Here is a 19,213-nt window from a genome sequence, read left to right as displayed (position 1 = left end):
GATCAGTATTAAACTTTGACTATTGTAGACGCATAATGAGGGTTTGGCGCACCCCGTATTATTTTTTTATTCAATGACAGCGATTCGAGTAGGCTATGACAGATGTAAATAAGAGTTGGACCGGTAATATTGACCTAAACTCGAAGATTGAAATCGATACTTTATTAAATAACATTGCTCAAGCATTTAACAGCTCCCCATTTTTTGTACACAATGCCATGAAAATGACGGTGATTGATGGTCAGATCGAAGCACGTGTGGATATGGCCAGTAATTTAATTGGAAATGTCGCATTCCAAATTTTACATGGTGGTGTTGCGGCAACTTTACTCGACAGTATCGGTGGTATTTCAGCGATGGCTGAATTGTATAAAAAGGCCACAGCTGAAGATCTAGCAGAAACGAGTAAAAAGGTATCTCGCTTAGCGACCGTCGATATGCGTGTGGATTATTTGGCGCCAGGACGTGGACAGTATTTCGTTGCACGAGCTGAAACCTTACGTTTAGGCCGTAAGGGTTGCACTATGCGTATGACCATGGTCAATGATGAAGGTAAAGTGATTGCAACGGCGATTGCATCGTATGCTTATTAAGCCATTCTTAAGTTAACACATTCAAAATAATGAAAAAATAAAGTCCAGTATTGGCAGCAGGGCATGATTTTATCCTGTTGCCGACGAAAAAAAGACTGACGAGTTACATTTTCTATTCTCAGGATATGATTTTTTAGCTTTAAAATGCCGGAAAATTGAAGAAGATAGACTTTCTCACGACACCATTATCTGACAGCAAAGTTGACATGCTTTGCAAAGCTCATGATGCCATGACCAAGTCTGCTAGATTTAGGACAAATCTATGACAGATACCGTTAGTAACCTGCCAGAAACCCCATCTACAAAGCAGCCCACCGATCAGGAATTAAAAGCACGCAGAAAAAAAGGCCTTGGTATAGTGGCTGTATTGATCGTGATTGCTTTGGTGATGTATTTGATTTGGTCAATATTTCTAAATCATTCCGTCAGTACCGATAATGCCTATGTCGGTGCAGAAACAGCGTCGATTACCTCGATGGTCACGGGGCAAGTGGCAGATGTTTTGGTGAGTGATACGCAGCAAGTGAAAAAAGGCGATGTGCTTGTTCGCATTGATGCGCGCGATGCTGAAATTGCCTTAGCTCAGGCACAGGCTGAATTACTTAAAGCAAAACGCCAATACAAACAAACTGCGGCGAATAGTAGTTCTTTAAACTCACAAATTTTTGTCAGTGATGATGCAATTCATAGTGCAAGCGCACAAGTGGCGAAGGCACAAGCCGATCTGAATAAAGCACAAGATGAATTACAACGTCGTCAACAATTGGCAGCTTCAGGTGCGATTTCTAAAGAAGAATTAAGCACAGCGCAGAGTGCTGTGAATACGGCTAAAGCCAGTTTTGATGTGGCTCAAGCAGGACTTGCTCAAGCCAAATCTAGTCAAAAAGCGGCACAAAGTAATAAAGCGGCAAATGATGCATTAATTCAAGACAGCAATGAAAATTCAACCCCAGATGTTTTAATTGCACAAGCACGTCTACAACAAGCTCAGTTGGACTTAGAACGTACACAAATTAAAGCACCCTTTGATGGTGTAGTGACACGTCGCAATATTCAAGTTGGGCAACGCATTGCACCGGGAACGTCATTAATGATGGTGGTGCCTGTCTCTCAGTTATATGTCGATGCCAACTTTAAAGAAAGCCAATTGGCAGGGGTGCAAGCGGGTCAAAAAGTTGAACTGACGTCTGATCTGTATGGTGACAAAGTTAAATTTAATGGCATAGTCACTGGTTTTTCTGGTGGCACAGGTTCAGCATTTGCCTTGATTCCAGCACAAAATGCCACAGGAAACTGGATTAAAGTGGTTCAGCGTTTACCTGTGAGGATACGTTTAGATCCAAAAGAGTTGGCAGAACACCCACTACGTGTGGGGCTGTCTATGGAAGCGACGATTGACTTGAAATCGAAGTAATTGCCTATGAATCAGCAAATGCAAATGACTGACCTGAAAGGTGGTCGTCTGATTCTCGCTGCCTTGGTCTTGGCATTGGCGAACTTTATGGTTGTGCTCGATATGACCATTGCCAATGTTTCAGTGCCGCATATTACCGGTAGCCTTGCAGTATCGGCATCCCAAGGGACATGGGTCATTACCTCCTATGCTGTGGCAGAAGCGATTTGTGTGCCATTAACCGGTTGGCTCGCTGGGCGCTTTGGTTCTGTACGGGTTTTTGTGATCAGCCTGTTTGGCTTTACGGTATTTTCGATACTGTGTGGTTTATCGACCAGTTTGGAAATGTTGGTGTTTTGCCGAATTGGGCAAGGTTTGTTTGGTGGCCCGATTATGCCACTGAGCCAAACGTTGTTAATGCGTATTTTCCCTCCTGAAAAGCAATCCCAAGCCATGGGGATGTGGGCAATGACTACCGTCGTTGGTCCCATTTTAGGTCCAATTTTGGGTGGTACGATCAGTGATAATTTATCTTGGCATTGGATTTTCTTTATCAATATTCCTGTCGGGATCGGTTGTGCTATCGCAGCGATGCGCTTACTGAAAACGGCTGAAACTCCAACGCAGAAATTGAAAATAGACCGCGGTGGCTTACTGCTGTTGGTGTTGTGGATCGGTGCCTTGCAATTGATGTTGGACTTAGGCCATGAGCGAGATTGGTTTAATCATCCATTTATCGTGGTGTTGGCACTGACGGCATTTGTCGGGGTGATCGTTTTCACGATTTGGGAGTTGACTGAACGGCATCCAGTGGTGAATATACTGCTGTTTAAGTACCGAAGTTTTACCATTTCGGTCTTGGCTTTGGCCTTTGGTTTTGGTGCCTTCTTCGGCAGTATTGTCCTGATTCCGCAGTGGTTACAGATAAACTTGGGCTATACCGCAACGTGGGCAGGCTATCTCACCGCAACGATGGGCGTCGGTAGTCTGACCATGTCGCCAATTGTTGCGAAGCTTGCAACCAAATACGACCAACGTGCTTTGGCGAGTTTTGGTTTAAGTATTTTGGGCGGTGTAACCCTTATGCGCGCCTTTTGGACCACGGATGCGGACTTTATGGCTTTGGCTTTACCGCAAATATTACAAGGTTTTGCCGTGCCATTTTTCTTCATTCCCTTGTCAAATATGGCCTTAGCATCTGTACTGCCACAAGACATGGCATCTGCAGCAGGTTTGATGAACTTCTTAAGAACCATGGCAGGGGCAATTGGAGCCTCGATTGCAGTAACCATTTGGGATGATCACACCAAAGTCGCACGCAGTGAAATGGTCAGTAATTTACATGTTACTGAGGTACAAAATACCTTGGTGAATCATGGAATGAGTTCAGAAGCTGCTTTGGGATATATCTCCAGTTTGGTGGATAAAGAAGCCTTAACGCTTTCAGCCAATCATGTGTTCTTAGTCTTGGCAGGTGTCTTTATATTCGCTGCACTGATCATTTGGCTCTGTCCACGACCTAAAGCAGGTGTGGGTGGTGGTCATGCACATTAAATATTATCAAGTATAAAAAAACCGCTCAAATGAGCGGTTTTTTTTATTGCATACGGTGTTGATTGAAAAAAATTAAAGGTCCGAGCGCGCCCGTTTGAGTGCAGACTGCCACTGAGCCAAATGAAATTCACGTTGATCAGCATTCATTTTTGGTTCAAAAGCACGTTCTAATTGCCATGATGCGGCAATTTCATCAAGATTTGAAAACACACCCGCTTTGAGTCCAGCCATTGCGGCAGCGCCCCATGCTGTTGATTCTAAAAGTTTAGGACGCAGTACAGGCACATTTAAAATATCGGCCTGAAATTGCATCAGCATATCATTGCTACTGGCACCGCCATCGACTCGGAGTTCTTTAAGTGGACTAGACAGGTCTGACTGCATGGCGGTCAATACATCCGACACTTGAAAGGCAATGGCCTCTAGGGCGGCTCGAGCAATGTGGGATTTATTTGTACCACGTGACATTCCACAGAGGAGGGCGCGGGCATCACTGTCCCAATGCGGAGCACCTAGTCCAGTAAAGGCTGGAACCAAAACCACGCCATCGGTATGCTCCACTTGGCACGCGAGTTTTTCAACATCACTGCTTTTTTGAATAATCCCTAAACCATCTCTTAGCCATTGCACGATTGCGCCAGCCATAAACACACTACCTTCAAGTGCATAATGGGTTTGACCTTGAGCTTGCCATGCAAGTGTTGAGAGTAATTTATTATGGCTATATTGAACTTCAGTGCCGGTATTAAAGAGCATGAAACAGCCTGTACCATAGGTGTTTTTTGCTGTTCCTGCTTCAAAGCATGACTGTCCAAATAGCGCAGATTGCTGATCACCTAAAATGCCGGTAATGGGAATGTTTGCGCCAAGTAAACCTGTAGCGGTATCTGCAATATATTCATCTGAACTGATGATTTTAGGAAGGACCGAAAGGGGAATATCAAATAATTCTAAGAGTTCTTCATCCCAAGCTTGTTGCTGCAAGTTCATTAGCATGGTTCGTGAGGCATTGCTTGCTTCAATCACATGCTCTGCACCTTGTGTCAGGTTCCACACCAACCAACTGTCAATCGTGCCGAAAGCCACATGACCTTGCTCAGCGAGTTCACGTAGACCTTGAGTGTGTTCCAATAACCAGACCAATTTCCCAGCACTAAAATAGGGGTCAATGCGTAAACCGGTCTTTTTGTGAATGAGGTCATTGAGGTTTTGTTGAGTTAGTTGCCCACACCACTCGGTTGCACGGCGGTCTTGCCAAACAATTGCAGGAGCAAGTGGTTGACCTGTGCGTTTATCCCAAACCACAGTGGTTTCACGCTGATTGGTCAGGCCAATGGCTTTGATGTCTTTGGCGAGGATACGAGCAGATGCGAGGGCTTGTTGCACGACGGCAATTTGTGTACTCCAAATTTCTTGAGCATCTTGCTCCACCCAGCCCGAATGAGGAGTTTGAATATGGGTTTCCCGTTGAGCTGTAGCTTGAACTTGTCCATGTTCGTTGAAAATGATCGCACGACTTGAAGTCGTTCCTTGATCGAGTGCCAATAAAAAGCTCATATATTTTTCTTTTGTGGTCTTGAAAAATAAAATATTAACGCAATTATGTAATTAAGCGCAGATCAATGTGTAATTGTTTCGAAATTGCATCGCAATTTTTTGAAGTTATGCTATGATGACGCTACTTTGGGGATGTTTCTGGCTTCGACGCTGGTGATGAAACTCATAGATGCATGTCGAGAGCGCATTTTCTCTCGTAAATCAAATTTGCATATTTTAGTCGCAAACGACGAAACTTACGCTCTAGCTGCCTAAGGGCAGCTTGTCCGCATCCCTGAATACTTGTGGTTAGGGGTCCCGACTGAAGCGAACGCACACAAGTCCGTATAAGATCAAGCCTTGGGGTCTTATACTAAATCTTAAAGGATCGCGATTTGTACCCTGTTCGTCGGGTCACAAAGAGCTAAATCAATAGACGATATCTAAGCATGTAGTATTCTCGAGCGTAGTGCTGGCGGACGCGGGTTCAACTCCCGCCATCTCCACCAAAATTCAAAAAAGTCGAACCTTCGGGTTCGGCTTTTTTATGATTAATTAAAAACATTTTTTGGTACAACAATGACTCAAGTCCAGCTTCAAGAACTGCAAAAACAACTCTGGAATATTGCCAATACTTTGCGCGGTAAAATGGGGGCAGATGAATTCCGTGATTACATTTTGGGCTTGATCTTCTACAAATATTTGTCTGAAAAAATTCAAAATAATGCCAACGACATTTTGGCGCCTGATCAAATTAAGTTTGCAGAATTGGTCGAAGATACTGCAAATAATCATGCATATTTGAGTGCTGTGCGTGAAGAATGTCTTGCCAGTATGGGCTATTTCTTAGCGCCACAAGAATTGTTCCATAGTATGGCAACATTGGCTCGAGCAAAAAAATACATTTTGGATGATGTAATTAAAACCCTTAAGGCAATTGAGCAAAGTACGCTGCGTACAGATGCGGCAGATGATTTTTCGCATTTGTTTGAAGACATGGATTTAAGTTCGACCAAGTTAGGAAATACGCCTGATGACCGCAATGAGCTGATTAGCCGTGTGATCGTACATTTGGACGATATTAATTTTGATCTATCGAATACTGAGTCTGATATTTTAGGCGATGCTTATGAGTTTCTCATTGGTGAATTTGCTTCAGGTGCTGGTAAAAAAGCAGGTGAGTTTTATACACCGCAAATGGTTTCGACTTTGCTTGCAAAACTTGTCACCTTAGGTAAAGAACGTCTACGCAGTGTATATGACCCGACTTGTGGTTCAGGATCTTTATTGCTACGTGTAAAGCGTGAAGTCGGCGATGTGGATGCGATTTACGGTCAAGAAATGAATCGTACGACCTATAACTTGGCGCGCATGAACATGATTTTGCATGATGTGCATTATTCAAAGTTTGAAATTAAGCAGGAAGATACTTTAAAACGTCCACAGCATATGGAACTGAAATTTGATGCGATTGTAGCGAATCCACCATTTTCGGCAAAGTGGTCTGCGAGTGAGTCATACTTAAGCGATCCGCGTTTCCGTGATTTTGGCAAGTTAGCTCCAAGTTCTAAGGCAGATATGGCGTTTTTACAGCACATGCTTTATCAGTTAGATGAAAATGGGACTTTGGCGATTGTACTGCCGCATGGGGTTTTGTTCCGTGGTTCGAGTGAAGGGCACATTCGTAAGCATCTAATTGAAAAGTTAAATGTGATTGATACGATTATTGGTTTGCCTGCCAATATTTTCTATGGCACGACTATTCCAACCTGTGTGTTGGTGTTGAAGAAAAACCGTGAGCATAGCGACAATATTTTATTTATTGATGCGAGCAACGAGTTTGATAAGCAAAAGAATCAAAACAAGCTTTTGCCAGAGCATTTAGATAATATCGTTGGTGCATTTGAAAACCGTCAGAATATTGAAAAATATGCATATGTAGCGAGTCTGCAAGAAATTGCTGATAATGATTACAATCTGAATATTCCGCGTTATGTAGATACTTTTGAAGCAGAAGAAGAAATTGATTTAGATGCAATAGCGAAACAGCTTCAAGCCTTAGAGGTTGAAAGTCTAAAAACTGATGCAGAAATTTCTAAGTTTTGTGCAGAACTCGGCATTGATTCACCTTTTGCGGAGGTGAAGTAATGGCTTCACCTAAGTTACGGTTTAAAGAATTTGATGGTGATTGGTCTACATCAAAAATAGATACAATTGCATTAGTGAGTTCAGGTGGTACACCGAGTAGAGCAAATCCAGAATACTGGGATGGTTATATTCCTTGGGTAACAACAAGTTTAGTTGATTTCAACGTGATTCATTCAGCAGAGGAATTTATTACGAAAGAAGGAATAAATAATTCATCAGCTAAGTTGTTTCCTAAAGATACTATTTTGATGGCTATGTATGGACAAGGGATTACCCGTGGGAAGGTTGCCATTTTAGGTATTGAAGCAACTACAAACCAAGCTTGCTGTGCAATTAAATTAAAAGATGGTTTTAATACGCAATTTATTTTTCAGAACTTAATGAATCGTTATGATGAAATACGTGATTTGAGTAATGACGGTGGTCAAAAAAATCTAAGTGCTGGAATTATTAAAGATATTTCAATAAGTATTCCATCCAAAGAAGAACAAACTAAAATCGCTTCTTTTCTTTCCGCTGTGGATGAAAAAATTAATTTACTGACCCAAAAGCATGAACTACTGAGCCAATATAAACAGGGCATGATGCAAAAGCTGTTTAGTCAGCAGATACGTTTTAAAGCTGAGGATGGAAGCGAGTTTGGAGAGTGGAAACAATCTTTATTAGGACAAAACTGTCACATTACCACGGGGAAACTTGATGCAAATGCAATGAATGCAAATGGTAAATATAGATTCTATACTTGCGCTAAAAATTATTTTTATATTGATAACTTTGCATTTGATACCGAAGCATTACTTATTTCAGGAAATGGTGCTCACGTTGGTTATATTCACTATTACAAAGGAAAATTTAATGCATATCAACGGACATATGTTTTAGATGGCTGGGAACATAATATTCAATATGTAAAATATTATTTAGATAAATATTTGAAAATTAGGATAAATAGTGAAAAGAAAGAAGGAAATACTCCATATATAGTATTGTCTACATTAAATGAAATGCCATTCCAAATCCCTACTTTTGAAGAACAAACCAAAATCGCTAATTTCCTATCAGCCATTGATCAAAAAATTGAAGTCGTTGCACAGCAAATTGCACAAACTAAACAGTGGAAAAAAGGCTTGTTACAGCAGATGTTTGTGTGATTGTTATATGGTTTTATAAAATTCCTGCATTTATTCAAATGCGGGAATTTTTTTATTTAAGAAAGTACTGAAGGATTCCTAAAAGAAAAAACAGTGATCTGTATCATCAGTTTAGATGTTTGTTTGATGAATTTAAAAGATTGAAAAATATAATAAATCTATTAGAATCAATAGATATGCATACCAATAGTTAAAAACTGAGCAGTATTATAAATGTCGACCCAAAAAGAACTCGAACTCGAAAACCAATTTATAGCGCATTTAACAACTTTAGGGTACGAACGTGTTCAGTACAGAAACGAAACAGCTTTACTCCTAAACTTAAAAAATCAAATAGAGAAATTTAACGCACTGACTGCGCCACTTACACATGAGCAATGGGAACAGGTATGGAATTACCTGAGCAGTGAACATACGATTTTCGGCAAAGCCAAACTTTTGCGTGGTTCATACCAGCTTAAACATGATGATGGTACGACCCAAACACTGCGATTTTTAAGTGATGATGCAGAAAAAAATATTTTTCAAGTGACCAACCAAGTGACGGTTCAATACGGTGAGAGCGGTACAGAAACCAGCCGTTTTGATGTCACGCTATTGATCAACGGTTTTCCATTAGTACAAGTTGAACTTAAACGCAGTGGCGTAGAAATCGCACAGGCGTTTCACCAAGTGCATAACTACAGTAAAAATGCCTATACATCTGGACAAGGTCTGTTTGGATACATCCAGCTCTTTGTCATTAGTAACCGTGTAAATTGCTTATATTATTCACACGGTACGCCGCTGTTTGATTTTACATTTCCGTGGGCCGATGAAAACAACAAAGCAATTAATGATTTGAGTAAATTTACCGAAGCATTTTTAAACGCCGCACATATTACGAAAATGATCAGTAAATACATCGTTCAGCATCAAACCAATGAATGCTTAATGGTGCTACGACCTTATCAAGTCTATGCAGTTGAAAACATGATTCAGCATGTAAAAACCTCAACCGATCATGCCTATATTTGGCATACAACGGGTTCGGGTAAAACACTCACGGCATTTAAAGCCAGTGAAATCATGCGTCAGTTGCCAGAAATAGAAAAAGTAATTTTTGTTGTGGACCGCAAAGACCTCGATAATCAAACCACTAAAGAGTTCAATGCCTTTGTTCCCGACTGCGTAGACCAAACGACCAACACCAAAACATTGGTCGAACAGCTCATCGGTAAACGGCTGAACTCACGAAAAAATGAAAGCAATTTACTTACAGATAAATTGGTCGTGACGACCATTCAAAAGCTGAATAACGCAATTACACTCCCTAAATTCAGAGAATTGATCGCTGATTTGGCAGATAAAAAAGTCGTATTTATTTTTGATGAATGCCACCGCAGTCAATTTGGTGATACTCACCAAAATATCAAACGCTTCTTTAAACAGGCGCAAATGTTCGGTTTTACAGGCACGCCTATTTTTCCTGTGAACTGTCAAAGCATTGGTGGGGTGAAATACACCACAGAATTTCTATTTCCTAAACGGCTGCATAAATATGTGATTGTCGATGCGATAGCAGATAAAAATGTTTTACCTTTTCAAATTGATTATGTGGGGCAATTTACCGCTCATCAGGTGAATGCTGGTGATGAAAAAATACAAGGTATCGATACTAAAGAACTGTATGACAACCCTGAGCGCTTAGAAAAAATTGTACGTTATATTTTAAAAAATCATGACAAAAAAACGGCAAAACGCGAATTTTGTTCAATGTTTTGTGTCAGCTCAGTAGATGTCCTGCTTCAATATTATGCAATATTTGCCAAAGTCCAAGCAGAGTTGGTTGCAGAAGCGGACAAGAAGGAAGAAATTTATACCCCTTTAGTGATTGGTACGATTTTTTCTTTTGGAGCGCAGGACACGACAAACGACGCCAATGACTCCACAACAGGTACGATTTCTGAAGAAGAACTAGAACAGCCGAGTCAAGTTGATATGGGGCGTAAAGCGCAACTTGAACGGATCATTGCAGAATTCAATATGCGCCATCTGACTAGCTATAACTGTGACGAAGGATTTTATGAATATTATAAAAATCTAGGTGATCGCGTTAAGTACTTCAAAGTACCTAAACCACCTAAAGAAGTTGGGGAGCTGAAAGGGCCACCAATTGACTTGCTGTTGGTGGTGAATATGTTCCTGACAGGTTTTGACTCATTGCCACTCAATACGATTTATGTCGACAAGAACTTAAAATATCACGGATTAATTCAGGCTTTTTCGCGTACAAACCGTATTTACAAACCAACTAAAGCTTTTGGTAATGTCGTGTGTTTTAGAAATTTAAAGCAGGCAACAGATAAAGCTCTTTCTACTTTTGCAGACGACCAAAATTTTGAACCAGTGATTGTGCCACCATTGGATCAACAATTAGCAGAATTTAATAAGTGTGTTAGTGAATTAAGAAAAATAACACCTGAGTGTCAGTCAGTAGATGATCTAAAACTCGAAAGTCAGCAGTTGCAGTTTATTCAAGCTTTTCGTGATGTGATTCGTCTACATTCACAACTGAAAATGTATACAGACTTTGATGTTGATAACGCAGTTATAGTGCCGCAAGAACTTGAAGACTATAAATCTAAATATAAAGATTTATATGACAGAATAAATAAAGGTACAGCAGTTGAAAAAGATTCAGTGCTACGTGACGTGAATTTTGCTTTAGATTTTATTATTAGTGATTATGTAAATCAGGATTATATTTATACATTATTAAATATGATTGCTGCTGCGCCACCGTCCTCGATTCAAAGAGCGAAACAGCAGCAACAACTCCAATCTTTACTCAGTAATGACCGAAAAATGTATAAAAAAATGGATTTGATTCAGAAATTTATTGATGAACAAATACCACGAATGCTGAATGGCCAAAGTGTTCAAGATGCATTTAAGCAGTTTTGGGATGCAGAAAAACAGCAAGCCTATGATGTCTTTTGTAAAGATGAAAATCTTGTGATTGATGAATTTAAAAAAGTGGTTCAACGATTTGATTTTACTGAACGTTTTCCGCACGCACATGAAATTCGTCCATTGCCCAAAAATAAGCCTTCAGCACTGGTGAGTAAAGTCTATTTTGAGGGATTGCATCAGAAAACCAATGCGATTTTAGAAAAATATGATTTACGGATTTAAACGTTAAGCTAAGTTATGAAAAATATTTGCTTAAAAGGAGGATTCTTTTTTTATGGAATTTAAGAACCTTATCCTGTTTATTCAATAATTGTATGATTAAATTTCTTAGAATAAATATGATTTAAAAACAAATCACAAAGTGAGGCGAAAATTAAATTTCGCGCCAAACTTCATTCTTATCTTTCAATGAAATCACAAAGTTAAATTTGTCATCATTACTTACCAAAAGGCCTTCTGGCGTTTGCATAATCACTTTTAGAACGGTACCAGTTTCAAAAACCAAAGGACTGCAATTTTCTTTATTTAATGTAATTGGTTTGAGTAATTCAACAATTGCACTTTCCATTTTACTTCCCCAAGCATAGGTTGTTAATTGAACTTAGCATATTATTGGTGAAGAAACATGTTTTGTAAATGACGTGAGCTACATCGCAGAAAATATTTTAGAGAATTCCATAACTTAAGTTTAAATAATGGTTAAATAAATTATGGTTTTTTAATCTATTGATATCAAAAATAATTTTAAAATATGACAATCTTTTTAACTGTAATTATATGTCCTAAGATGCGTCTTTTGTTCCACAAACAATGACCAGATCATCAAAAGGGCATGATTAATAATGAATTTAAGGTGAACTTCAGTTTTCATGCTTAAGCTAACAGAATGATGTGTCGTCTTGTATTTGATTGTTAAATTTCAGATTAAACAGCGTTAAATATTCAATCTGAACAAGAAAATTAATGAAATAAAACTTATCATCAGCAACTCAAACTAAAAACAAAGATTCAGGGAAATGTAGGACTAATGTTTAAATCTTTTTTTCCAAATCCAAAATGGTTTTTTGGATCATTCCTTATATGGTTCGTGATCAATATTGTCTTGTGGTATAGCGGTGGCAATAGTTGGGGTACGATTTTTGGTTTACCTGCAAATTATCATCAAGCAGAGCTGCCTATTGGTATTAGCCGATTTTGGAGTCCCAAATTTTTATGGTTCTATGTTTGGTTTTTTGTAGCAACGGCGCTTTTTGCAGCCTTTTGGAAGATCAAATCAGATAATCCTTGGCAGCGATGGTCAGTGTGGGGAACCGCACTTATTCTATTTAATGTTTGGTTTAGTGTGGAATGTAATGTCGTGATCAATGCTTGGTATAACCCATTCTATGACCTGATCCAGAAAATGCTTTCAGGTGGTGGGGGCGAAGTGACGATGCTATATTCTGAGATACTGACTTTTCTCTATGTGGCCATGGTGTATGTCACACTGGCGGTATTGAACCTGTTTTTCGTCAGTCATTATGTTTTTCGTTGGCGTACCGCAATGAATGACTTTTATACTGCGCATTGGGAAAAACTGAGAACCATCGAAGGTGCCTCACAGCGTATTCAAGAAGACACGATGCGTTTTGCGAGAACCACAGAAGGACTTGGGGTTAGCTTAGTTGAATCGGTGATGACCTTAATTGCATTTCTACCTGTGCTGCTAACTTTATCAACACATGTAAAGAAATTACCTGTCGTGGGGGAAATCGCCTATGCATTGGTTTGGGCGGCAGTCCTTTGGGCGGTTTTAGGGACGGTTATTTTAATGCTGGTGGGTTATAAACTACCGGGTTTGGAGTTTAATAATCAAAAAGTCGAAGCGGCATATCGTAAAGAGTTAGTTTATGGTGAAGATCATGCAGATCGAGCAGACCCTTTCACATTAAAAGAATTATTTACTAAAGTTCGTTTTAATTATTTTAGACTGTATTTCCACTACGCTTATTTCAATCTGGTTCGTATTTGGTACATGCAACTGGATAATATTTATGGATATTTTATTTTGTTTCCAAGTATTGCTGCGGGAACAATTACGCTCGGTATATTAATGCAAATTTTAAATGTCTTTGGGCGTGTACGTGATTCCTTCCAATACCTGATTTCCTCATGGACAACCATTATCGAATTAATGTCTATTTATAAGCGTTTAAGAGCATTTGAAGAAAAAATTAACAATTGAGTTTATAAATTTAAAAAAAACCTGCAATAAAATGCAGGTTTTTTTATGACATTAATTTTAAGTTAATATATTCAAATAAAATCAATAGATTAACATTTTTAGATGAGCTGTTTTTTTTACTCGATTCCATATTGTCGCTCGAATCCTAGATAAGCCTAGTTTTATATCATGATTAATAATAGAGGCTTGTTCTGATGGCAGATTTGATAAGCACATAGCGATACATAAATGCTTGCGAAATAACCTAAAAGGGAACGATGATGACCGTTCACCAAGGATAAACAAATACACTTAAATAAAATGTGAAATTCATCAAATTAAAATTAACAACATATGCACACATCTCAAACGTGTACGATTTTAGTGATTAAATTTATAAAAATAATAAATAAAATCAAGATTATAAAATTGTGAAAGGCACTAAATTACGCTATTTTTTAAGGGTGAATTTTTTGAGATTTTTGCTGTGAATTTAAAGGCAATTTTATGGGTGGGGAGTATTGGATTTGCATTACATGGTTGTACAACCATGCAGAGTTTAAACCCAAATTCATTTAATCATTATGCATCACCACAAGAAGTGATTAATCAAAAAGGGCTAAATAGCTCAAATGGGAAGGCGAAAGAATACGTCTATGATTGGGGGCCACAAAAGAAAAATATGGAAGCAGAATCAGTTATACCCAAGCAAAATATGAGCAGTTACTGCCAAGCCAAAAATGGCAAATTTATTCAACTGAATAAAAGCAATTTGAACCAAGTCAAAAATGCATGGAGTCGTAAATTATTAGCGACCTATAGCAGTATAAAACAGGGCACAGGCGTATTTCAGTGTAGTCAGGCAGATGGACAACGCTGGATGGTTGCAATTGAACCCGTTTCAGAGCGTAAATCAAATGACCGTTCTGAAACCCGCTTAGTGAGTTTGTATACAGCAATTATTGGACCCGAAGAACGTCGCAAAAACTATAATAAACAAGAAGAAACTGTAGCTAAAAAAGCCACACCAAGCAAAGCAAAAGCAAAAGCAACGACAACAAAAAGCAATGCGAAAGATGAAGCAAAAAAAGAAGTAGAGACTAAAAAAGAAACCAAAGCCAAAGAGCCTGAAAACAAACCTATAGTGAAACCAGTTGCTGAAACATCTCAGCAGATACAAATGCGCTTATATGTGAATGCACGACGCGATCTGAATGCCGGAAAAAACCAAGTCACCGCTTGTAATAATGCACAGCGCGCTTATAGCTATGGCAAATTAAATGGTGCAAATGCCAATAGAGCCTATGCTGAATCAGGTATGCTCGTTGCAAAATGCTTAACCTCAGTGCCTGCATATAGCAAAAGTTATCCAAACGCCAATGCAAGAGCAAAAGGCATCCTACAAAACTTAGCGACCAACTATAACCACGCAGGGGCAAAAAATATGTTGAATCGTATGAAATAAACTTCAACAGGATAAAAGCCATTTGGGGAAATAAGCTTTTATCCTGATCCATTCATGTACTCAGACAAAGTTTTTACAAAATAATAAGGAAAAACCATGAGTTCAGTAAATGAAACTTATTTTAATGCACCATTATTTGACCGAGAATTAACAGAGATTACAGTCAATATCGAGCAAACACCCTTCTTTTTGAATGATCGAGGGCATCCAACATATTTAGCATCACTTGGGGCAGGGATTCATTTAATTACCGAGTCACCAACCAATGCGCAAATGACGATGGGAAATCCCTACACGGTTCCTTCCGAAATTTCGACGATAATTACCGATTGGGGCGAGCAAACGGAGCTTGATTTTGAAGAGCAACACTTCGAGTTTATGCCATTGGTGGCAACCAGAGAAACCGCGGCAGCTTTTGGCATCACCCTAATCCATGCAGGTGAAGCGATTCAGATTCATTCAAATCAAAAACTACTGTCAGAAATTCATTATGAATACGGCATGATGGCAGGGCATTATTTGCCTTATGAAAATGCAACATCAAATTTAAATGGCTGTAAAACTTTAACGCCATTTGTCATTACTGATTTAGAACACCATGATTTTCCGCATATATTTAGCGCGACCGATCGGGATCAATTGCCACTCGTCATCTCAGTAGGACGCTATTTTCCAAATCTAGGCAAGATCTACTTGGCAGATTTATGGGTCAATCCGGGAGATGCTTTATACATTCCTGCGAAACCAAAATATTTGAATCCTGAGTTTATTGACCTACATAATAACCGTAATGCAGCACTTGCATGTTGGCGAGGGGATAGCAATAAATCGACATTGACCACCCATAGTTTGCTCGATACCCATGGACATTTTTATTGGTATTGGAATAGAAGGCCAACGATTCATCCTCTCATCTATGCACCGACTAGCAAAAATGAATAGTTGAGTTACACAGACCAAACAGCAAATACAGCACTTCATGATACAAAGGTGACTTAAGTTTTGGGAGTTTGGTCTATGGCTTACGGTTTATCTAAAAAAATACATCTACGTTTTTCCCGACCAGCAGGTTTGGCTTTATTGACGCTCATGATGCTCGGGACGACTCAGGTGAGTTTGGCGAGTCCGACGGTCGATCAGCTCAGTCAATGTTTAGTGAAATCGACCACTGCGGCGGATAAAACAGCAGTTTTACAATGGACTTTTTCAGCATTGGCAGCGCATCCAGATTTAAAACAATACAGTAATGTCAGTGATGCGCAAAAAACGCAACTCGATAAAAATCTGGCTCAAGTGATGCAGCGAATCTTGGTTGAGCAATGTTCTACACAAACGCAGGCCGTGATTAAAGCTGATGGTCTACAGGCTGTAGGTGATAGTTTTCAAGAGCTTGGTAGTATCACTGGGGATGAAATTTTAAAGACGCCTGAAATTAAACAACAACTACAAGGCGTACTCCGTTATGTCGATTTGAATAAATTGGTGACCAAATTTTTAACCCCAGAAATTTGGAATAAATTGGGTATTACCCGATAAGGTTTTTAAATTTGAAATACATATTTTTAAGTTAAATAATGATGTAAATGAGCGCTGTTTAGCGCTCATTTACATTATGGATTAGCTAATAATTATTCAAAAACCAGCACACTTTTACCTTTGGTATGACCTTCTATAATATCGCCATAGGCTTGCTGTGCATTCTTAAATTCATATTCACGGCTGACTGTCCATGTGAAACGACCTTCAGCAATTCCATCGACGACATGTTGTAAGTTTTTAGTGTTACGTTTAACCCATACTGGCTGAATTTTATTTGAAGATAATTTTCTAGCTGCAATACTTCCCATAAATCCGCCAACTTTGACCACAGCAAGAGAGGATTGAGTTGCTTCTTCCGAGCCGATCATATCAATAGAGACATCAAAAGGTGTTGGATGTACTGCTTTTAGACGTTCAACTAAACCTTCTCCATAAGTGACAGGTGTAGCGACTAGTTTGCGAATATAGTCTTGATTGGCTGCTGATGCTGTTGCGACAACCTCAATGCCTTTTTCTACTGCGAGCTGTACCACAATTGAACCGACTCCGCCTGAGCCGCCATGTACCAGTAAAGATTGAGCAGGGCCCGTTTCATCTAAAATGGTCATGGCCGTTTGTGCTGCGCCTGCAATTGTTCCCGCAATAGACCAATCAATATTTTGGGGTTTACGGATCAAATTTGCTAGTGGTACATCAATCACGGTTGCATGGGTAAAAGCACCGCCTGAACCGAGCACTTCATCGCCAACAGTCCATTCATTTTGAGAGCTGTCTACTTCTGCAATGATGCCTGCATATTCTGTACCAAAGGTTTGCGGTAGGGCCGCATGTTTAAATTCACCTGTCATGCGACGTGCGTCAATGGGGTTAATACCAGAGGCTTTAACGTGAATGCGTGCCATGCCTGCAGCTAGTGGAGGCAGTTCGTATTGTGCAAATTCGAGCACTTCAGGTTGGCCGTATTGGTGTGCTGCTAAGATGGTTGATTTCATTTTTGTGCCTATTCATATCTGGTTTTTTAAATCATGGTTGAATTATAGGCAGGTGGTGTTTATGGATTACAGAGCGAAATTTGCATTAGATTTTTCTATAAATAGAACAGTGCTTAAAATTAGTATGGATATGTGCACTGTTTTTGTTATTTTATTTTAGTGTGGAAATGAATGGAAAAATAAAAATGGTATTCCTAGTAAAGACATTTGTATCTATAAATTTATAAAGGGATAGTTATGATTAAGCAATTTATATGCGCGCTGATGGTTGTTTTGGGTTTTATACAAATGGCACAGGCAGAAGACCGATCGTTGAGTAAGCATTTTACAGCGTGTATGGACAAAGCTGGCGGTGTGACTGCAAGCATGGTGGAGTGCACAGCAGCGGAAACAAAACGTCAGGATATACGTTTAAATGAAGCTTATAAAAATTTGATGAACACCTTAAGCGCAACACGTAAAAAAGAACTGCAAAATACACAGCGTTTATGGATGAAGTATCGGGATGCGAACTGTAACTTTTATTATGATCCGAATGGCGGTTCAATTGTACGTGTAACCAGTGCTGGCTGTTTCATGGATATGACAGCAGAAAGGGCGAATGAGTTGGAGAATTTTTTAAAGTATTAATGATTAGCTCTCCTTTGCGGGATAGGAATTTAAAACTCGCTCACATTAATAATTTTCTAAAACCTCTCCCTAGCCCTCTCCTTGAAGGAGAGGGGACTTTCAATATTAAATTCATGTTGTTATATGATTCGTAATGAAAGCTCCTTCTCCCATTGGGAGAAGGCGGGGGATGAGGGTATCAGAAGTCACGCATAAAGAAAGACTTTGAAAGTTGAACACGTCCTAAGTCTTCGAGTTTAGCGATAGACGATACTTTTTTGATGGTCATGTTGTTTTTGGTGTGAAGTATTGGATTGATTGTAGGTTTAAATCATGCAATTGTAATACTTTGATTGGAATATGAAGCTTGGTTATATTTAAAAAAATTATTAGCATGGAAAAATCGATATCTTAGATGTGGTTTAGCTGTATTTTAAAATCATAAGAAAATTTAGTTTAAGAATAATTAATGCAATTATTTGATAAAAGAGGAATTATGAGTAAAGAAAGTAACTTTGAAAAATATGGACTTATATTAATTGGAATTATGGGGTTAGTTGGAGGAAGTGTAAAAGCTTATGAATTTTTTTTAGATAAAAATTTAAACTCTATCCCATCATTATCACCCAGCGAATATGATTTAAATTTGCAAAAAGAGGGGGTTCTAGATAAAAATTTTAGGTATACAAATAAGCCCATTGTCTATGAATTATATAGATCTACAACAAAAGAACTTAATAGGCACACTCCGATAGACATGGGTGATGGTGTGCTAATGACTCAAGCTTTAAAATTAAAAGGTATGTCTGCTTATAGTTATTCTCTTTCAATCGAAAAAAATAATCTTTCAGATCAAAGTGTAGAGTATTTTAATAATAACAAACACAATTTGAAATCAATATTCTGTAATCAAGTAAAAAAACATGTCCATTATAAAGTTAATAACATGATTGAGAAATTTATGTATTATGATGTGGCAGGAGAATTCCTATTTGAATACCAAATAAGAGCTGATGAATGCTAAGCTAAATAAGTGATAGAAACTGAATTATTGAAATTATATGTATGGTTGCAT

At 38.8% G+C, this 19,213-nt stretch carries 14 protein-coding genes, 1 other RNA gene and 2 pseudogenes; 14 read left to right on the top strand and 3 right to left on the bottom strand.

Features of this window, described 5'->3' with window-relative positions:
- The first annotated feature begins 95 nt into the window (after nucleotides 1-95).
- The 3 genes from FTV03_RS05780 (at nucleotide 96) to FTV03_RS05770 (ending at nucleotide 3,540) form a co-directional block, all read left to right on the top strand.
- A complete protein-coding gene (locus tag FTV03_RS05780) occupies nucleotides 96-593 on the top strand; it encodes a thioesterase family protein (protein ID WP_168379053.1) in 498 nt (165 codons plus the stop codon).
- Nucleotides 594-855: 262 nt separating this feature from the next.
- The gene (locus FTV03_RS05775; protein WP_180040442.1) at nucleotides 856-2,007 is read left to right on the top strand and encodes an efflux RND transporter periplasmic adaptor subunit; all 1,152 of its coding nucleotides are present in this window, start codon (nucleotides 856-858) and stop codon (nucleotides 2,005-2,007) included.
- Nucleotides 2,008-2,013: 6 nt separating this feature from the next.
- Complete coding sequence (locus FTV03_RS05770; protein ID WP_180040440.1) at nucleotides 2,014-3,540, top strand: DHA2 family efflux MFS transporter permease subunit; 1,527 nt, start codon at nucleotides 2,014-2,016, stop codon at nucleotides 3,538-3,540.
- Nucleotides 3,541-3,612: 72 nt separating this feature from the next.
- Here FTV03_RS05770 and glpK read toward each other — a convergent pair whose 3' ends face one another.
- Nucleotides 3,613-5,097 carry a glycerol kinase GlpK gene (gene glpK / locus FTV03_RS05765; RefSeq protein ID WP_180040438.1) on the bottom strand — a complete coding sequence of 495 codons (1,485 nt, stop codon included), beginning with the start codon at nucleotides 5,095-5,097 and terminating at the stop codon, nucleotides 3,613-3,615.
- Between the two features lie 128 nt (nucleotides 5,098-5,225).
- Between glpK and ssrA the strand changes: the two genes are divergently transcribed.
- The 5 genes and pseudogenes from ssrA to FTV03_RS05745 all read left to right on the top strand — a co-directional run bounded on the left by ssrA (nucleotide 5,226) and on the right by FTV03_RS05745 (nucleotide 11,552).
- Nucleotides 5,226-5,585: a transfer-messenger RNA gene (ssrA, locus tag FTV03_RS05760) on the top strand.
- A 70-nt stretch (nucleotides 5,586-5,655) separates the two neighbouring features.
- Nucleotides 5,656-7,224 carry a type I restriction-modification system subunit M gene (locus FTV03_RS05755; RefSeq protein ID WP_180040436.1) on the top strand — a complete coding sequence of 523 codons (1,569 nt, stop codon included), beginning with the start codon at nucleotides 5,656-5,658 and terminating at the stop codon, nucleotides 7,222-7,224.
- Nucleotides 7,224-7,724: pseudogene (locus tag FTV03_RS18160) on the top strand (restriction endonuclease subunit S); the annotation flags it as partial. The gene FTV03_RS05755 and the pseudogene FTV03_RS18160, both read left to right, overlap by 1 nt.
- Before the next feature lie 30 nt (nucleotides 7,725-7,754).
- Nucleotides 7,755-8,375 (top strand): annotated as a pseudogene (locus FTV03_RS18155) (restriction endonuclease subunit S); the annotation flags it as partial.
- 213 nt (nucleotides 8,376-8,588) lie between these two features.
- Nucleotides 8,589-11,552, top strand: a complete 2,964-nt coding sequence (locus tag FTV03_RS05745; protein WP_180040432.1) for a type I restriction endonuclease subunit R — start codon at nucleotides 8,589-8,591, stop codon at nucleotides 11,550-11,552.
- 151 nt (nucleotides 11,553-11,703) lie between these two features.
- Here the strand turns inward: FTV03_RS05745 and FTV03_RS05740 are convergent, their stop codons facing one another.
- Nucleotides 11,704-11,898, bottom strand: coding sequence for a hypothetical protein (locus FTV03_RS05740; protein WP_180004283.1), 195 nt, complete (start codon nucleotides 11,896-11,898; stop codon nucleotides 11,704-11,706).
- A gap of 459 nt (nucleotides 11,899-12,357) precedes the next feature.
- Here FTV03_RS05740 and sbmA point away from each other — a divergent pair, with 459 nt between their 5' ends.
- The 4 genes from sbmA to FTV03_RS05720 all read left to right on the top strand — a co-directional run bounded on the left by sbmA (nucleotide 12,358) and on the right by FTV03_RS05720 (nucleotide 16,534).
- On the top strand, nucleotides 12,358-13,554 hold the full coding sequence (gene sbmA, locus FTV03_RS05735) for a peptide antibiotic transporter SbmA (protein WP_180040430.1): 1,197 nt from the start codon (nucleotides 12,358-12,360) through the stop codon (nucleotides 13,552-13,554).
- 466 nt (nucleotides 13,555-14,020) lie between these two features.
- Complete coding sequence (locus FTV03_RS05730; RefSeq protein WP_180040428.1) at nucleotides 14,021-14,998, top strand: hypothetical protein; 978 nt, start codon at nucleotides 14,021-14,023, stop codon at nucleotides 14,996-14,998.
- Nucleotides 14,999-15,094: 96 nt separating this feature from the next.
- Entirely contained in the window at nucleotides 15,095-15,940 is an 846-nt protein-coding gene (locus tag FTV03_RS05725) for a hypothetical protein (RefSeq protein WP_180040426.1), read from the top strand.
- 147 nt (nucleotides 15,941-16,087) lie between these two features.
- Complete coding sequence (locus FTV03_RS05720) at nucleotides 16,088-16,534, top strand: hypothetical protein (protein WP_180040460.1); 447 nt, start codon at nucleotides 16,088-16,090, stop codon at nucleotides 16,532-16,534.
- Nucleotides 16,535-16,626: 92 nt separating this feature from the next.
- Here FTV03_RS05720 and FTV03_RS05715 read toward each other — a convergent pair whose 3' ends face one another.
- Complete coding sequence (locus tag FTV03_RS05715; RefSeq protein WP_180040424.1) at nucleotides 16,627-17,529, bottom strand: NADP-dependent oxidoreductase; 903 nt, start codon at nucleotides 17,527-17,529, stop codon at nucleotides 16,627-16,629.
- A 237-nt stretch (nucleotides 17,530-17,766) separates the two neighbouring features.
- Here FTV03_RS05715 and FTV03_RS05710 point away from each other — a divergent pair, with 237 nt between their 5' ends.
- Nucleotides 17,767-18,159, top strand: coding sequence for a lysozyme inhibitor LprI family protein (locus FTV03_RS05710; protein ID WP_180040422.1), 393 nt, complete (start codon nucleotides 17,767-17,769; stop codon nucleotides 18,157-18,159).
- Between the two features lie 448 nt (nucleotides 18,160-18,607).
- Nucleotides 18,608-19,162, top strand: coding sequence for a hypothetical protein (locus tag FTV03_RS05705; protein ID WP_180040420.1), 555 nt, complete (start codon nucleotides 18,608-18,610; stop codon nucleotides 19,160-19,162).
- Nucleotides 19,163-19,213 lie beyond the last annotated feature (51 nt).

This window comes from Acinetobacter sp. YH12218, from assembly GCF_013417925.1.
Lineage (GTDB): Bacteria > Pseudomonadota > Gammaproteobacteria > Pseudomonadales > Moraxellaceae > Acinetobacter > Acinetobacter amyesii.
The sequence above is the reverse complement of the archived record's forward strand: the minus strand, read 5'-3'. Positions and strand labels throughout refer to the sequence as shown.

Bases quoted from the DNA above. Each gene is read 5' to 3' on its own strand.
- FTV03_RS05780 (WP_168379053.1), top strand. From the start codon at position 96: ATGACAGATGTAAATAAGAGTTGGACCGGTAATATTGACCTAAACTCG.
- FTV03_RS05775 (WP_180040442.1), top strand. From the start codon at position 856: ATGACAGATACCGTTAGTAACCTGCCAGAAACCCCATCTACAAAGCAG.
- FTV03_RS05770 (WP_180040440.1), top strand. From the start codon at position 2,014: ATGAATCAGCAAATGCAAATGACTGACCTGAAAGGTGGTCGTCTGATT.
- glpK (WP_180040438.1), bottom strand. From the start codon at position 5,097: ATGAGCTTTTTATTGGCACTCGATCAAGGAACGACTTCAAGTCGTGCG.
- FTV03_RS05755 (WP_180040436.1), top strand. From the start codon at position 5,656: ATGACTCAAGTCCAGCTTCAAGAACTGCAAAAACAACTCTGGAATATT.
- FTV03_RS05745 (WP_180040432.1), top strand. From the start codon at position 8,589: ATGTCGACCCAAAAAGAACTCGAACTCGAAAACCAATTTATAGCGCAT.
- FTV03_RS05740 (WP_180004283.1), bottom strand. From the start codon at position 11,898: ATGGAAAGTGCAATTGTTGAATTACTCAAACCAATTACATTAAATAAA.
- sbmA (WP_180040430.1), top strand. From the start codon at position 12,358: ATGTTTAAATCTTTTTTTCCAAATCCAAAATGGTTTTTTGGATCATTC.
- FTV03_RS05725 (WP_180040426.1), top strand. From the start codon at position 15,095: ATGAGTTCAGTAAATGAAACTTATTTTAATGCACCATTATTTGACCGA.
- FTV03_RS05720 (WP_180040460.1), top strand. From the start codon at position 16,088: ATGATGCTCGGGACGACTCAGGTGAGTTTGGCGAGTCCGACGGTCGAT.
- FTV03_RS05715 (WP_180040424.1), bottom strand. From the start codon at position 17,529: ATGAAATCAACCATCTTAGCAGCACACCAATACGGCCAACCTGAAGTG.
- FTV03_RS05710 (WP_180040422.1), top strand. From the start codon at position 17,767: ATGATTAAGCAATTTATATGCGCGCTGATGGTTGTTTTGGGTTTTATA.
- FTV03_RS05705 (WP_180040420.1), top strand. From the start codon at position 18,608: ATGCAATTATTTGATAAAAGAGGAATTATGAGTAAAGAAAGTAACTTT.